At 64.7% G+C, this 14,742-nt stretch carries 12 protein-coding genes and 1 riboswitch; of the genes, 4 read left to right on the top strand and 8 right to left on the bottom strand.

What is annotated here, in order from left to right:
- Positions 1-40: 40 nt before the first annotated feature.
- A complete protein-coding gene (locus ACWV8V_RS17670; protein ID WP_123730448.1) occupies positions 41-643 on the top strand; it encodes a TetR/AcrR family transcriptional regulator in 603 nt (200 codons plus the stop codon).
- Positions 644-734: 91 nt separating this feature from the next.
- Here the strand turns inward: ACWV8V_RS17670 and ACWV8V_RS17665 are convergent, their stop codons facing one another.
- The 4 genes from ACWV8V_RS17665 to hslO all read right to left on the bottom strand — a co-directional run bounded on the left by ACWV8V_RS17665 (position 735) and on the right by hslO (position 6,464).
- A complete protein-coding gene (locus tag ACWV8V_RS17665) occupies positions 735-1,199 on the bottom strand; it encodes a hypothetical protein (protein ID WP_455900350.1) in 465 nt (154 codons plus the stop codon).
- Between the two features lie 85 nt (positions 1,200-1,284).
- A complete protein-coding gene (locus ACWV8V_RS17660) occupies positions 1,285-4,059 on the bottom strand; it encodes a TonB-dependent receptor (protein WP_259259464.1) in 2,775 nt (924 codons plus the stop codon).
- Positions 4,060-4,590: 531 nt separating this feature from the next.
- A complete protein-coding gene (locus ACWV8V_RS17655) occupies positions 4,591-5,415 on the bottom strand; it encodes an XOO1806 family protein (protein WP_259259644.1) in 825 nt (274 codons plus the stop codon).
- A 152-nt stretch (positions 5,416-5,567) separates the two neighbouring features.
- Positions 5,568-6,464, bottom strand: coding sequence for an Hsp33 family molecular chaperone HslO (gene hslO, locus ACWV8V_RS17650; protein ID WP_259259465.1), 897 nt, complete (start codon positions 6,462-6,464; stop codon positions 5,568-5,570).
- A gap of 79 nt (positions 6,465-6,543) precedes the next feature.
- Here hslO and mtgA point away from each other — a divergent pair, with 79 nt between their 5' ends.
- From mtgA to ACWV8V_RS17635, 3 genes are read left to right on the top strand one after another with little or no spacing between them, the layout of a single operon-like run.
- Positions 6,544-7,293, top strand: coding sequence for a monofunctional biosynthetic peptidoglycan transglycosylase (gene mtgA / locus ACWV8V_RS17645; protein WP_455900349.1), 750 nt, complete (start codon positions 6,544-6,546; stop codon positions 7,291-7,293).
- Between the two features lie 39 nt (positions 7,294-7,332).
- Entirely contained in the window at positions 7,333-8,352 is a 1,020-nt protein-coding gene (locus tag ACWV8V_RS17640; RefSeq protein ID WP_455900348.1) for a glycosyltransferase family 2 protein, read from the top strand.
- Positions 8,312-8,743: a CBS domain-containing protein gene (locus ACWV8V_RS17635; protein ID WP_123730455.1), complete on the top strand. Its 432-nt coding sequence runs from the start codon at positions 8,312-8,314 to the stop codon at positions 8,741-8,743. The genes ACWV8V_RS17640 and ACWV8V_RS17635 overlap by 41 nt, the downstream gene beginning before the upstream one ends.
- A 63-nt stretch (positions 8,744-8,806) precedes the next feature.
- Here the strand turns inward: ACWV8V_RS17635 and ACWV8V_RS17630 are convergent, their stop codons facing one another.
- From ACWV8V_RS17630 to ACWV8V_RS17615, 4 genes are all read right to left on the bottom strand, one after another.
- Positions 8,807-10,789 (bottom strand): AsmA family protein, encoded by a 1,983-nt coding sequence (locus tag ACWV8V_RS17630; protein WP_455900347.1) that lies wholly within the window; start codon positions 10,787-10,789, stop codon positions 8,807-8,809.
- A gap of 376 nt (positions 10,790-11,165) precedes the next feature.
- Positions 11,166-11,801 carry a PAQR family membrane homeostasis protein TrhA gene (trhA, locus tag ACWV8V_RS17625; RefSeq protein ID WP_088432947.1) on the bottom strand — a complete coding sequence of 212 codons (636 nt, stop codon included), beginning with the start codon at positions 11,799-11,801 and terminating at the stop codon, positions 11,166-11,168.
- Between the two features lie 106 nt (positions 11,802-11,907).
- Positions 11,908-13,512: a peptide chain release factor 3 gene (locus tag ACWV8V_RS17620; RefSeq protein WP_123730457.1), complete on the bottom strand. Its 1,605-nt coding sequence runs from the start codon at positions 13,510-13,512 to the stop codon at positions 11,908-11,910.
- A 75-nt stretch (positions 13,513-13,587) separates the two neighbouring features.
- Positions 13,588-14,457, bottom strand: a complete 870-nt coding sequence (locus ACWV8V_RS17615) for a M23 family metallopeptidase (protein WP_455900435.1) — start codon at positions 14,455-14,457, stop codon at positions 13,588-13,590.
- Between the two features lie 150 nt (positions 14,458-14,607).
- Positions 14,608-14,728: riboswitch (SAM riboswitch) on the top strand.
- Positions 14,729-14,742 lie beyond the last annotated feature (14 nt).

Raw genomic sequence — 14,742 nt, 5'->3', positions numbered from 1 at the left:
ACATACTGCAACCAACCCCGGCGTATGGTTAAATCCACCTATGAATGAACCCGAAGCTTCCGCCGGCGAGCCACGTGCCGGCCGCAACAGCCGCCTCAGTGCAGAAGACTGGGCCCAGGCCGCACTGGATCTGATTGCCGAACAAGGCGTGGGCGCGGTCGCGGTGGAGCCGCTGGCGCGTCGCCTCGGTGTCACCAAGGGCAGCTTCTATTGGCACTTCCCCTCGCGCGATGCATTGCTGCAGGCCGCACTGGAGCGCTGGGAACTGTTCGAGCAGGAACAGGTGTTCGGCAGCCTGGCCGATGTGACCGACCCGCGCGTGCGTCTGCGCCAGCTGTTCCAGGTGGTGGCGCATGAAGTGCAGCCGCACATCATCTACAGCGAGCTGCTCAAGGCGCTCGATCACCCGATGGTGCGCCCGGTCATCGACCGCGTTTCGCATCGCCGGCTGGAGTATCTGGTCGCCTCGTTCCGCCAGGCCGGCCTGAGCCGTACCGACGCGCAGCATCGTGCACGCCTGGCCTATGCCGCCTATGTCGGCTTCCTGCAGTTGTCGCTGCAGCTGCAGCAGCCCAAGCAGGCGCGCGAAGATTTCGAGGCCTACGTGGAGCATGTGATCGAGACGTTGATTCCGATCGGGTGAGGGAGGCGCGGCGCGCCTGGTCATCACATGCATAAAAAAGGCCTGCCCCGATCAGGGGCAGGCCTTTGCGTATCAGCGGTAGTGCGTTTACTTACTTCTGGCTCTGACCGATCCGCTGTTGCGCACGGACGGTGTCGTCCTGCGCGCGCAGCTTCAGGCGGGCGCGTTCGGCGACGGTGAGGCAGTTGTTCTGCGGCAGGTTGCTGCCGATGGTCTTCTCGCGGCGACACACCAGGCGGCTGTCCGCGGCGGCCTGCGTGAGGATCGTATTGATCTGCGACTGGTCGTTCATGACCGCAACGCGGTCGTTTTGGTGCAGGCGCGAGACATCGTCGGCCGTGCCGAGCTTGGCCTGGATGCGGTTGAGCGCCGCCACCACCGAGCTCTTCTGTTCCAGCGAGATTTCGCGATATTTGTCGCTCTCAAGATCGGCCATGACCGTCTTGCGTTGTTCGGCGAACGAGTGGTTGAGATCGATCACGCTCTTGCCCTGCGCCCAAGCGGCGCCGGAGACGGCGAACGCCAGCAGCAGGCCGGTCAACATCCTTTTTTTCATGGAGCTCATCCTCGGTCCTGGAAGGAAAAAAGGATGGCCCGGCGAACCGGGCCATCCTCAAGCGGTTGCTACTACCTCAGACCCATCAGAAGCGCTGGGTGTACTGCATGTACATGTAACGACCCGGGATGTCGTACTGCGGGTCGAACGAGTTGGCGAACGCATCCAGCGTGACCGGCGGGTCCTTGGCGAAGATGTTGTTGGCACCGACGCGCACGGTCGCATTCCACGGCAGGTTGTAGCTCAGCTGCAGATCGTGGTACGTGATCGATTCCAGCGTGCCTTCGCTCACATCTTCGGTCAGGCCCGAACGGTAGCGGATCATCCAGCTGGCGCTGAAATCACCGTAGGTCCAGTCGGTGGTCAGGTTGCCACGCAGGCGCCAGTACGGATCGGACTCGAAGTACTTGCCGTTCAGCGCTTCCCAGTCGTCCTGCGTCGAATCGCGCGAGCGGTTCTTGGTGACGTAGGTGGAATCGAGGGTGAAGCCGAAGGTGCCGACGCTGGTGTCTGCCAGGCGGTACTTCACGGTCAGGTCGTAACCTTCCAGTTCCTGGAAGCCGGCGTTGATCGGGCCGATGAACATGCCGGTCACGAGACCGGTCGCATCACGGGTGATCAGGTCGCAGTAGCTGGAGATGTTGTCAACGTAGCACTTGTCCAGGATCGTGTTGGCCGCGAAGCTGCTGATGCGGTTTTCCAGCTCGATGGACCACCAGTCCAGCGAGATGTTCAGGCCGGTCGCCCAGGACGGGCTGTACACCACGCCCAGCGTCTTGCTGGTGGCGGTTTCCGGGGTCAGATCCGGGTTGCCGCCAAGGGTGAACGGATAGATGGTCTGGCCACCGTTGACGCCGCCGCCGCTGTTGTAATCGGCCACGAAGCCAGCCGGGACGCCGCGGGCGGCGCAGTTGGCCTGCACGCCAGCGTTGCCGGCGAAGCGACCGTCGCCCGAGCAGGGATCGGAGTAGGTGGCGAAGGTGTCGGAGTCACCACGGTACAGATTGGTGATCGACGGTGCACGGAAGCCTTCGGCCCAGTTACCACGGACCAGCACTTCGTCCAGCGGCTTCCACTTGAAGCCGAACTTGCTGTTCAGCGTGTTGCCGAAGTTGCTGTAGTCCGAGTAACGGGTGGCAGCATTCAGTTCCAGCAGCTGGGCACCCGGCAGGTCCTTCAGCAGCGGGATCGCCACTTCGATGTACGCGTCATCCAGCGAGTACTCGCCGGAGGTCGCGGTGAAGGAGTTACCCGAGGTCAGGCCGTTGGCGATGAAGGCGTCCGGCGAGGAATAGCCGCTTTCCTTGCGGTGTTCGAAACCAGCCGCGAAGCTCAGCCAGCCAGCCGGCAGTTCGAACAGTTCACCGGACAGGTTCGCGGTGACGCTTTCGTTGCGGTACTGGTAGGTGTTGTGTGCGGTGAACAGGATGTAGTCCAGCATCTCCTGGCTCACGCCACCGGCCGGCGACAGCGGGTTGAACGGGGTGCAGCCGCTGATGATGTCGCCGCCCGGGCCGTCAACGCAGACCACGCGGCCGCCACGCACTTCGGACGCGCCGAGGGCAGCTTCCAGCGACAGCAGGTTGGCGTCGCCCACCTGGGTCTCAACTTCGTTGGTCTTGTTGAACGCGTAACCGGCATCCCAGTTGAACTGGCGGCCGGCGAACTCGAAGAAGCCATCCAGGCCCAGATAGACGTGGCTGGTCTTGGTGTTCTGGTCGTACAGACGCGACGCTTCGGTCAGACGGTGGGTCCAGCTGACATCACGCCCATCACCGCCGTAAGCGGCGTTGTAGGGGTTGTAGTAGCTGTCGCCGCTCAGGCTCAGGCCGGTGTTGATGGTGCTCAGCGGGAAGCCGGCCAGCTGCTGGGCCGAGCGACGCTCGTTGTACAGCGCATCCATCTTGAAGGTGATGTTGTCCGACAGGTTGTAGCTGCCCTGCGCGAACAGAGCACTACGCTTCTGCGGGGTCGCCAGGTAATTGTCCTTGGCGAAGTTGTAGTTGAAGTCGCTGGTGTACGGGATGTACTGGTTCAGCGCGTAGTACGGATCGCTGGCCAGACCGCTGGCGATGGCGCCCGGGCGCAGGGCCAGATTGCCGCCTGCAGCTGCCGAGGCGTTGATCTTGCCGTTGGCCGAGTAGCTGCTGTACGTGGCGCTGCCGCGGCCGAATTCCGGCACGGCCGAGATGGCGCGGTCACCGGCGGAGACGGCGTCTTCTTCAACGCGCGACACGCTGATGACCAGGTTGCCGCGATCGCTGCTGGTGCCGACGGTGGCGTCGAACGAGGTGCGCTGACCGTCGCCCTGGCCGTACTGGCCGACGTAGGCGTTGACTTCCGCACCTTCGTAATCGCCGCGGGTGATCAGGTTGACCACGCCGGCGATGGCGTCGGAACCGTAGACCGACGAGGCGCCGTCCTTCAGCACTTCAACGCGTTCGATGATGGAGGCCGGGATGGTGTTCAGATCCACCGAACCGGAGGTGTTGGACACCCAGCGGCGGCCGTTCACCAGCACCAGGGTGCGTTCCGAACCCAGGTTACGCAGGCTGATGGTGGACGAGCCGTCACCGCCGTTGTTGAAGTTGGTGTTCAGACCGGCGCCGTTGGCCGAGATGCGCTGGAGCACATCGGCGACCGAGGTCAGACCCTGCTTTTCGATCGCAGCGCGGTCCATGATGAAGACCGGCTGGGAGTTCTCGACGTCCACAGAGCGGATGCGGGAACCGGTGACCTCGATGCGATCGAGGTTGGTCGGCGATGCCGACTCCTGGGCGACAGCGGTGGTGGCAGTGCCCGCCGTCGCGACCAGCGCGATCACCACTGCATCACGCAGCTTGTTGTGCTTGAAATTCATTGCTCTCTCTCTCTCCAAGTGGGCTTGGGTACGACACGAAGTTGGCTTCTGCGGGGCGGAGACGAAAGGCGTCTCCAAGTCGCGAAGCTGACTCGATAGTAACCACGTATTCGGAGAAATTAAAGACCCGTTAATACTTCATGTGATTTAGGTGAAATTCGGCAAAGTCCTTGTCCCCCATGGCTTTGCGGGTTCGATCAGTGCTTCGGGCCGATTGGCAGTGCCTAAGATGTGATGACTTTTGGCACATTTTTTATGTCGATTTGTATCGATTTCGCCTGAATGCGCGGCCGTGAGGGCTCGCACTCGACCGGGCGCCGCGTTCCTGAAGCGTCGTGATTACCCCGTCAGCGGGCGTTTCGGCACGCCTTATGCTAGGAATCGTTTACATGACTGACGTAGTGAGGGCCACGGTGAACGCGCGCACGGCAATGCCGCCGTGGGGCAGGCAGCGGTCACTCCATCCAGGTGTCGGGGGCAGGAATCCCCCGTTCGCCATTGCAGGCCCGTTGCAGGCCAATCGGCGAGGGCTTACAGGTCCTGCTCGTAGCGGACGTAGGGCACGGTGCCTTCGTCGGTGCTCTCATTGCGCGGAGCGAACGGATTCTTGCCGCGGGTAACGACGTTCTCGGCACCTACGGTGAGCTGGCCGCTCCAGGGAGTGCGCCAGGTCAAGCCGACGCCCAAGCCTTCCCACTTGCCGGGCTGACCCGGAACATCGACCACGCGTCCGATGATGTTGCCGCTGAAATTGCCATAGCCGGCACCGAGGGTGAGGCTCTTGCTGTCCCAGCGGTCGACGATGGCCGGCGAGGCGTCCGCGATCGGGACCAGGCGTGCCTTCGCATACGTGCCGCCGATCGACACGAAGCCTTCGCGGCCGATGTTCTTCTGCCCGAAGACGGTCAGATCGTTCTGTTCGGCGCGCAGCGACGGCGATTTGTTCGGCCCCGCCAGCCAGGCTGGCAGGGTGTCACGGCCGCTGCCGGCGGTGATGCCTACGCGCCCACCGGGCCGGTTGAAGGCGGCGGTGCCGCTGACCCGACGGCTGAGGGGGGTGTCTTCTTCATCGCCCAGAGTGGCCAGCATGCAATGACTGGCCAACCCGCTGATGCTGGTGCCGCGACTGCTGTTGCATAGCAGGCCGAGCGAATCACCGGAGGACAGCCCAAAGGCCGCATCCAGCGAACTGCGCCCGAAGTGCCAGCGGGCACCGACGGCTTGTTCGCCGGTCGGCTCCAGGTACAGCAGCGCTTCGACCTTGCCGCTGCCCTTGTTCCAGACCGGCAGCACCGTACCGTCCTGCCTGCCCTTGGCCTGCGCATGCGCGCCCGAGACCGCGCCAAGGGCGATCATCAGGGCCAGCGGTAGACGCAGAAGGGGATGCATGGGAACTCTCAGACAAGCGCGGTGATGACAAGTTCCCGCCGAAGCGGGACATTGATCCTAGGGCGTTTATGATTTCTTAACAAGTCTTGGTTCTCCCCAGAACAAAACTCGTACCAAAATTACTGAAGCCGTTCAGGTGCCGGCGAAGATACATCCATCTCGCGGAACAGTATGTCGAATTCCGTCAACGGAAAGTGATACTCCTGCCCGCAGAATTCGCAGCGCACTTCGACCGCGCCGGTCGGCTCGGCGGCCGCCCGTGCTTCCTCTTCGCCCAACGACTGCAGCATGCCCTGGACGCGCTCGCGCGAGCAGGAGCAGGCAAAGCGCAGCGCCTTGTCGCCCAGCAGTTCCGGGTGCTCTTCATGGAACAGGCGATGCAGCAGGTCGTGACCGGGCACGTCCAGCAGTTCCTGCTTGCCCAGGGTCTCGAACAGCGCACTGGCACGCGACCAGCCATCCTGGTCGCCTTCATCGCCCGGCAGCTTCTGCAGCAGCAGGCCTGCAGCGCGGGTGCCATCGGCGGCCAGCAACAGCCGGGTGGGCAGCTGCTCGGACTGGCGGAAGTAATCCTCGAATGCCTCGTCCAGGCCGGCCGCGGTCAGTCCGACCAGGCTCTGGTAACGCTGCGGTTCGCGCGGGTCCAGACCGGGGTTCTCGATGGTGATCGCCAGCAGCGCATCATCGCCCAGGGCGGTCAGATCGCGCGGGGCATCACCACCGTCGTCGGCCAGCTGGACGATGCCGCGCAGGGTGCCAGCGGCCGTGCACTCGGCGAACAGGGTGCGCAGCGCGGTATTGCTGCGCAGTTGGATGGACAGCCGGCCATCGACCTTGGTGTGGCCGGTGAACAGCGCCGAGGCGACGCTCGCTTCGCCGAGCAGTTCGGCCGCACCGGGCGGGTAGGCAGCGTGGGACAGGATCTCCTGCCAGGTCGCATCGAGGTGCACGTGCACGCCGCGGACGCCGGCATCGGGGAGCAGGAAACGGGCAAGGGTGTCGGTCTGGGCGGTCATCGGTTCGGTGGCTGCGCGAAAGGAGTGCCGGTTGCCGGATAATGCGCCGACAACCGTGCAAGTAAAGGATGCACCAGTAATGGGGGCAGAGCGCAGCAACCTCAAGGTCGAGCCGGACCTGGAACCGTCACCGCCGCGCCGCTGGCGCTGGAAACGCCTGTTGTGGCTGCCGGTGCTGTTCGTCGGCATCAGCGTGCTGCAGGTACTGGCCCTGCGCTTCATCGATCCGCCCGTGTCCAGCGTGATGGTGTGGCGCTACGGCGAGGCGCTGGGGCAGGGCGATTGGCGCTACCGCCTGCATTACCAGTGGCGTGACCTGGACCAGATGGCGCCCAGCCTGCCCATTTCGCTGGTGGCTGCCGAGGACCAGCGCTTCCCGGAGCACAACGGCTTTGACCTGCAGGCCATCGAGAAGGCGCGCGACCACAACGCACGCGGCGGCCGCCTGCGCGGGGCCAGCACGATCAGCCAGCAGGTCGCCAAGAACCTGTTCCTGTGGCAGGGCCGCAGCTGGATCCGCAAGGGCCTGGAGGTCTGGTACACGGTGTTGATCGAAGCGCTGTGGCCCAAGTCGCGGATCCTGGAGATGTACGCCAACATCGCCGAGTTCGGCGACGGCATCTATGGCGCGCAGGCGGCGTCCCGGCAGTACTGGAACAAGGACGCCTCGCGCCTGAGCCCGGCCGAAAGCGCACGGCTCGCCGCAGTGCTGCCTTCGCCGCGCCGCTACAACGCCGCCAAGCCGGGCCCCTACGTGCAGCGCCGTGCGGCCTGGATCCAGCGGCAGGCCCGCCAGCTTGGCGGCAACGCTTACCTGGGCGACGACTGAGCATTCATGTACGTGATTGGCTGACGCTACAATCGCGGCATGAACGCCCAACGCCTGACCGTCGTGGTTGCCGCCCACAATGAAGCCTTGGCCCTGCCGATGCTGCACGTGCGTCTGTGCGCGGTGCTCGACGACCTGGGTGGCATCGATGGCCGGGTGCTGTATGTCGACGACGGCAGTACCGATACCTCGTGGGAGGTGATGCAGGGGTTGGCGGACACGGACCCCCGTGTCGGGGTGCTGCGGCTGTCGCGCAACTTCGGCAAGGAGGCGGCGCTGACCGCCGGGCTGGATTTCGTCGAAGACGGCGCGGTGATGATTCTCGACGCCGATGGACAGGACCCGCCGGAGCTGATTCCCGAGTTTGTCGCGCTCTGGCAGCAGGGCTATGACAACGTGTATGGCACGCGCCTGAAACGCGATGGCGAGAGCTGGTTCAAACGGTCAACCGCGAAGGCGTTCTATCGGGTGATCGGCCGCCTGTCCAACACGCCGATTCCCGCCGATACCGGGGATTTCCGCCTGCTTTCCCCGCGCGCGCTGCAGGCACTTGGCCAGCTGCGTGAACGCCACCGGTTCATGAAAGGGCTGTTCGGTTGGGTGGGTTTCCGCCGCAAGGCGCTGCCCTATCATCGCCACGCGCGGCTGGTGGGCGAAAGCAAGTTCAGCGTCTGGCGGCTGTGGAATTTCGCGCTGGAAGGCATCACGGGCTTCTCGACCGCGCCGCTGCGGGCGACCACCTACCTGGGCTTGGCCGCAGCGAGCTTCGCGTTCCTGTTCGCACTGGTGGTCGTCCTCAAGGCCGCCCTGTACGGCGACCGCGTCGCGGGCTGGCCGACCATGATGGCGGTGATCCTGTTCCTGGGCGGCATCCAGCTGATCGCACTGGGGCTGATCGGTGAATACCTCGGCCGCCTCTATGAGGAATCCAAACAGCGCCCGCTGTATCTGGTTGACACCTGGCAGGCGCCGTTCGTGGCAGACTCGGCCGTGCATCCCATCGGTGGAGAGCAGCGAGATGACCACGGTACGACAGCTGTTGGAAGGCAAGTCCCCTGAGGTATTCGCCGTAGCGCCGACATCGGCGGTGATCGACGCCATCCGGCTGATGGCCGAAAAAGGCATCGGTGCGGTCCTGGTGATGGAGGGCCGGCAACTGGTCGGGATCCTCTCCGAGCGCGATTACGCGCGCAAGATCGTCCTGCATGAGCGCTCGTCACGCACGACCGAGGTGCGCGAGATCATGACCCCCAAGGTAGTGACGGTAGCGCCCGGCGAGCAGGTGGAACACTGCCTGCAACTGGTCACCGATTACCGCATCCGGCATCTGCCGGTGGTCGACGGCACGGGCGTGCTCGGCGTGATCTCGATCGGCGATCTGGTCAAATCGGTGATCGACGAACAGGCGCAGAAACTCGATCAACTGCAGCAGTACATCGTCGCCGGCTGAGCGACCCTGGATGTTGCCCGGATGGCCGGTCAGCGGCCGGCATCCGGCCATGACCGCATCTGCTTACTTGGCGTAACGGCCACCGCAGTTGCTGTCTTCGCCCGGGCCGGTCTCGATCGTGGCCAGCAGGGCTGCCGGCGGCGCGATGCTGCCCAGCGCCAGCGCGATCGCCCCGCGGATGCCCAGCGCCTTGAAATCCGGGCGGAACGAGGGATCCTTGAAGGTGCCGCCAATGCGCAGTGGCGAGCGCAGCGCCAGGATGCTCATGTCCTTCGGGCGCGGTCGCAGCAGAAGGTCCAGCTGTTCCTGTTTCAGATCCACCTTGCCCTCGCCGAGGATGAGGGTGTCGGTGGTATCGAAGGCGAGCGAGCGCGACTGCATCACGCCGTTGTCCACCGCGAAATCGCCCCACGCACAGCGCAGCGGAATCTGCTTGTCGCCGGTGAACAGGAACTTCACTGACTCGGCCACATCCAGCCCGGCCAGTTCCATGATCAGATTGCCGACATGGCCGCGGCCGATGCCGATCGCCACCGTGCCATCGGAACTGCCCAGCATGGCCGCGACCGAGTTGCCTTGGCCCGTCAATTTGACGTCACCGCTGATACCGCCCGACGCCTGCTCGGCCAGCGTTGCATCCGGGAACAGCTTGCCCAGCTGCACCTTGCGGATGGTGGCCTGCAACTGAGTGGAGATGGCCTGCTTGCGCGCATCCATGCGGATGGTGCTGCGGATATCACCGCCCGCAACACCGAAGTTCAACGGTTCCAGTCGTAGCAGGCCATCGTTGAGCTTGAGATGGGCATCCATGTCATCCAATGGCAGGACGGGGGAATTGATCCGTTGGGCTTTCCAGCGCACATCGGCATCCATCGCACGCAGCTTGGACAGGTTGTAAGGCGTATCGGGCAGCACCTTGGCACGGGCCGCCAGCGCAGCCGCCTGGGCCTTCTGCTCGGCATTGGCCGATTCCCCCGCACCGGTTTTCGGCGGCGCCCCGATGAACCCGGCCAGATCGTCGAAGTCCAACCGCTTGGACACCAGATCCGCCTTCAGGAACGGCCGGTCACCGCTCACATCGATCTGCGCGGTCCCGCCCAGATCACTGTCACCGGCCGTACCCGTGAAATTCTCATAGCGCCAGATCGCGTTGTCGCGCTTGAGCTGCCCCTTGAGCTTGTAAGGCGGTGTGGAGGGCATGGCGACCCCGATCAGTGGATACAGATCCTCCATATCCTGCCCGCTCAGCATCAACTCCAGATCGAACACGCGCAGCTGGAATGGATTGGTCAACGTCCCACTGGCGATCGCATGCGTATCTCCGGCGCGCCCATCCAGATGGATGCGGAACGGATGCCCGGTATTGGTCAGCTCCAACGGCGACTCGGTGTTGCCCTCCAGCGAGAACGGATTGCCCTGCCAGCGTCCTTTGCCCTTCACCAGCAGCGGCGGACCACTGTCCTTGTCGCGTGGCTTGCCACTGTCGAGCGACACCAGCACATCGGTCCGGCCCGCCGCATCCCGGAACTGCAGCCGCCCATCATCGACCAACAACCGCTGCAGCACCGGCGGATCACCGTCGCTCGGCCCCAGGAAATCCCAATTGCCCGGCTGACTCTTCTCCGGGGCTGTTTCCAGCAACAGATCCGGCCGCGTCAACCGGATCTCCGGAATCCGCACCTGCCCACGCAGCAACGGCCATACCCGCAGATCGATTTCCACCCGATCCGCCGTCGCCATCTGCGTCTGCTTGGCCCACGTCGCATTCGCAAAGGTCAGCCCATCGCCCCGCACCGTCGTCACCCGGCCCAGATCGACATCCAGATCCCCATGGATATGGAACTCCCGCCCGGTCTTGGCCTGCACCGCCCGCTCCACCGGCCCCTTGAACCAGTTCCAATCCCACAACGCAATCAGTATTAGCAGCGCAGCAAACAGAAACACCAGAATCGCCAACCACCGCTGCCCCCGCTTGCCAGGACGGCGCCAGCGCCAGCGCGAACGGGAAGACACATCGGACGGAGCAGGGGACGGGACAGTATTCACATCCTCATGGTTGCCCTTGCATCGTGCAGGCAACGCGAAGCATTGGTAAGCGTAGTGTCAGGGTGGCGCGTGCCGACCGTCGCCATGCACCGCGGCACCAGGCACTTGATCCAGCTCAGACCTTGATCTTCCCAGGCCACCAGCCAGCCGTGAGCGGGGCGGTGCGGGTGGGTTGGCGGGACCATGAGCGCCATGGATGGCGCGACATGAGCCTCCAGGGACGGATTCACGGCGTGTCCCGCCGACCCACCCGTGCCGACCCCGCCTGGCGCATTCCTGACGCCCGAGTCGCTCTTGGTCTCGCTCTTGCTGTTGCTGTTGCTCGTGCTCTCGCTGGTCCGGGTGCCGTCTCACTTGCCTGGCAGAAAAACAGCAGTCAGAGAATCTGCGCCGTCACCGCAACGAAGTGACACACACTCCCGCCGATCACGAACAAATGCCAGATCGCATGCGAATACGGCACCGACTCCCGGTGATAGAACACCGTCCCCAGCGTATAGAACACACCGCCGGCCAACAGCCAGCCCAGCGTCCACGCATCCAGCGAATGCCACATCGGCTTGATCGCCACCATCACCATCCAGCCCATCGCGATATAGATGATCGTCGACAACAGCTTGAACCGGCCGGTATAGAAAAGCTTGAACACCACCCCGAACAGTGCCAGCGCCCAGATCGCCGTGAACATGCCCCAGCCCCACGGACCCCCGCGCAGACCGATCAGCGTGAACGGCGTGTACGTCCCGGCGATCAACAGATAGATCGCACAGTGATCGAACACCTTCAGCCGGCCCTTCGCGACCGGATGCTGGATCGCGTGATAGAGCGTGGAGGCCGTATACAACAGCAACAGCGCCACCCCGAACACGATCGCGCTGGCCAGCTGCCAGCCGTCGCCATAGATGGCGGCCAGGGTGATGAGTACCGCACTGCCAGCCAGTGCAGCAACGGCGCCAAGCCCGTGGGTCAGGGCGCTGGCGATTTCTTCTCGAACGGAAACGACAGAGGTCATGGCGATGATCGGATGTGCGGGGAGGGGGAGCCCGCTCCCCCCTATCATCGCCAAGATGGGCCGCGCATGCACGCGCGGCCGTTCAGCCGATAGATCGGCTGAGCAATCAGCTGACCGAGACGCTGTGCGCGGCTTCGCGCGTGGCCGCGAAGCGCACGTCCGGCGCGCGTTCCTGCGCCAGCTGCAGATTGACGCGCGTCGGTGCCAGGTACACCAGCTGGCCGGCGGCATCGATGCTGAGGTTGCCTGCGTTCTTCTCGCGGAACTCCTCCAGCTTCTTCTCGTTGCTGCAGGTGACCCAGCGCGCCGTGGTCACGCTGACCGGCTCGAAGGTGGCTTCCACGCCGTACTCGTCCTTCAAGCGATAAGCGGCCACATCGAACTGCAGCACACCCACCGCACCCAGGATCAGGTCGTTGCTCATCAGGGGGCGGAAGAACTGCGTCGCGCCCTCTTCGGACAACTGTGCCAAGCCCTTCTGCAGCTGCTTGAGTTTGAGCGGATCGCGCAGGCGGGCGCGGCGGAACAGTTCCGGCGCGAAGTTCGGGATGCCGGTGAAGCTGACCGCTTCGCCTTCGGTGAAGGTGTCACCGATGGAGATCGTGCCGTGGTTGTGGATGCCGATCACATCGCCCGGCCAGGCTTCGGCGGCGATCTCGCGGTCGCTGGCCATGAAAGTCAGCGCATTGGCCAGCTTCATTTCCTTGCCGGTGCGCACATGGAAGGTCTTCATGCCGGCCACGAAACGGCCGGAGCACACCCGCATGAATGCCACGCGGTCGCGATGCTGCGGGTCCATGTTCGCCTGGATCTTGAACACGAAGCCAGTGAGCTTGTTTTCCTGCGGTGCGATGACGCGGCCGGTGGTGGCGCGCGGCTGCGGCGACGGCGCATGCTCGACGAAGAAGTCCAGCAGCGGCTGCACGCCGAAGTTGTTCACGCCCGAGCCGAAGAACACCGGCGTCTGCTTGCCGGCCAGATAGGCCTCCACGTCGAACGGATGGCTGGCGCCCTGCACCAGCTCCAGCTCGTCACGCAGGTCGGCCAGCATGCGCTCACCGATCTTCTCGGCCAGTCCCGGCGAGTCGATCGAGGGGAAGATGGTCGAATCCTGGCGGGTGAAGTTGCGGCCCTGCTCATACAGATGCACCTCACCGCTGATCAGATGCACCACGCCCTTCAGGCGCTGGCCCATGCCGATCGGCCAGGTGACGGGCGCGCACTGGATGCCGAGCACGCTTTCCACTTCATCCAGCAGATCGATGGGCTCCTTGCCCTCGCGATCGAGCTTGTTGATGAAGGTCATGATCGGCGTGTCGCGCAGCCGGCAGACTTCCATCAGCTTGATGGTGCGTTCTTCCACGCCCTTGGCCACGTCGATCACCATCAACGCCGAGTCCACCGCGGTGAGCACGCGGTAGGTGTCCTCGCCGAAGTCGGCGTGGCCGGGGGTGTCGAGCAGGTTGACGATCTTGCCTTCGTACGGGAACTGCATCACCGAGGAGGTGACCGAGATCCCGCGCTCCTTTTCCAGCGCCATCCAGTCGGAGGTCGCATGGCGCGCGGCCTTGCGGCCCTTGACCGAACCGGCCATCTGGATCGCACCGCCGAACAGCAGCAGCTTTTCGGTCAGCGTGGTCTTGCCGGCGTCAGGATGGGAAATGATGGCGAAGGTGCGGCGGCGCGCAGCTTCGGTAGCGACTTCGGACATGGCGTGACGCGCCCGCCCGGGGCGCTTTTCATGGAGATAAGCCGCCCAGTATAACGGGGGCGGGCGTAGCCGGGGTCAGGGCAGGGCGGATGCGCCGGCCTCGTCCGTGGTCCGGGCGAAGTGCAGCTCGCCGTGTGGGCTGACGATCCGTGCCGGGATCGAGCGCAGCCGCATCCCGGCATTGACCTGGACCGCGAAGTGCAGGTGCGGCGCGGCGCTGTAGCCGGTGTTGCCCGATAGGCCGATGCGCTGCCCTGCCTGGACCTGCTCGCCGGGGCGGACCAGCACGCCGTGGTGCCGCAGGTGGGCATACACGGCCATGCTGCCGTCCTCATGCAGCACCCGCACCAGGTTGGCCCTGCCCAGATCGTGGTCCCGGTTCTGACCATTGCCCTGATACCCGGCCTGGACCTGCATGACGGTTCCTGCCCGCGCCGCGAGTACGGGCGTGCCCTCGGGCAGGGCGAAGTCGATGGCCTCGCGGTTCTCCGCATCGTGGTGACTGAACCGCCCCCGCGGCGCCTGGCTGACCTGGATGCGGGCGGCATCGAACGGCAACTGGTAGGTGACGTCCTGCGCGCGCGCGCCGGGGTCGCCCGGAACGGCCGTCAGATCCAGCCGGATCGCGGTACTGCCGGCCGGCGGCTGCAGGTGGGTCACCACGACGCTGGCGCCTGCGGCGACCACCGTCTGAAGGGGGAGCCCCGGTAGCGCAGCAGCGCCGGCGGCGGGTCGCAGTTCGACCTGGACCGGCCCGGCCACGCGGTTGTCGACCCGGGCCTGCCAGCGGTCGCCAGCCCCTTCCAGGGTCAGCACCGCCAAGGCCGGCGCCTCCACACCAGCGGCGCGCTGGGCTGGGGTAGCGACAGCAGGACGGTCGAGTCGCCAGCCGTTCCGCCAGTTCGCCCCCGGGCCGGCCCAGGCGTTCAGCACCGGGATCATCATCAGCGTCAGGGCAGTGAAACGTAGGCAGCGCAAGGCGTCGGCCGGGCAGGGAGGATCCCGGAGTATGCGCGACTGATGATCATCCGGAATATATATCGCTTCATGCCGATGAAGGGATTGACATGGGCCGGAAGCGCTGGCATCGTGGCTCCACCATCGAGACCGGCAGAGGGACAGGCCCTTTGAAGCCGGGGCAGCCCGCAGACGCGAAAGCGACCTGCGTAGGTGCCAAATCCTGCGGAGACCGTTGGTGTCTTCCGAAAGATGGTTCGAACCGTGCACCGT

It is taken from the genome of Stenotrophomonas sp. Ker107b, from assembly GCF_053847245.1.
The sequence above is the reverse complement of the archived record's forward strand: the minus strand, read 5'-3'. Positions and strand labels throughout refer to the sequence as shown.

Bases quoted from the DNA above. Each gene is read 5' to 3' on its own strand.
- trhA (WP_088432947.1), bottom strand. From the start codon at position 11,801: ATGACCTCTGTCGTTTCCGTTCGAGAAGAAATCGCCAGCGCCCTGACC.
- ACWV8V_RS17635 (WP_123730455.1), top strand. From the start codon at position 8,312: ATGACCACGGTACGACAGCTGTTGGAAGGCAAGTCCCCTGAGGTATTC.
- hslO (WP_259259465.1), bottom strand. From the start codon at position 6,464: ATGACCGCCCAGACCGACACCCTTGCCCGTTTCCTGCTCCCCGATGCC.
- ACWV8V_RS17615 (WP_455900435.1), bottom strand. From the start codon at position 14,457: ATGATGATCCCGGTGCTGAACGCCTGGGCCGGCCCGGGGGCGAACTGG.
- mtgA (WP_455900349.1), top strand. From the start codon at position 6,544: ATGGGGGCAGAGCGCAGCAACCTCAAGGTCGAGCCGGACCTGGAACCG.
- ACWV8V_RS17655 (WP_259259644.1), bottom strand. From the start codon at position 5,415: ATGATCGCCCTTGGCGCGGTCTCGGGCGCGCATGCGCAGGCCAAGGGC.
- ACWV8V_RS17620 (WP_123730457.1), bottom strand. From the start codon at position 13,512: ATGTCCGAAGTCGCTACCGAAGCTGCGCGCCGCCGCACCTTCGCCATC.
- ACWV8V_RS17640 (WP_455900348.1), top strand. From the start codon at position 7,333: ATGAACGCCCAACGCCTGACCGTCGTGGTTGCCGCCCACAATGAAGCC.
- ACWV8V_RS17660 (WP_259259464.1), bottom strand. From the start codon at position 4,059: ATGAATTTCAAGCACAACAAGCTGCGTGATGCAGTGGTGATCGCGCTG.
- ACWV8V_RS17665 (WP_455900350.1), bottom strand. From the start codon at position 1,199: ATGAAAAAAAGGATGTTGACCGGCCTGCTGCTGGCGTTCGCCGTCTCC.
- ACWV8V_RS17670 (WP_123730448.1), top strand. From the start codon at position 41: ATGAATGAACCCGAAGCTTCCGCCGGCGAGCCACGTGCCGGCCGCAAC.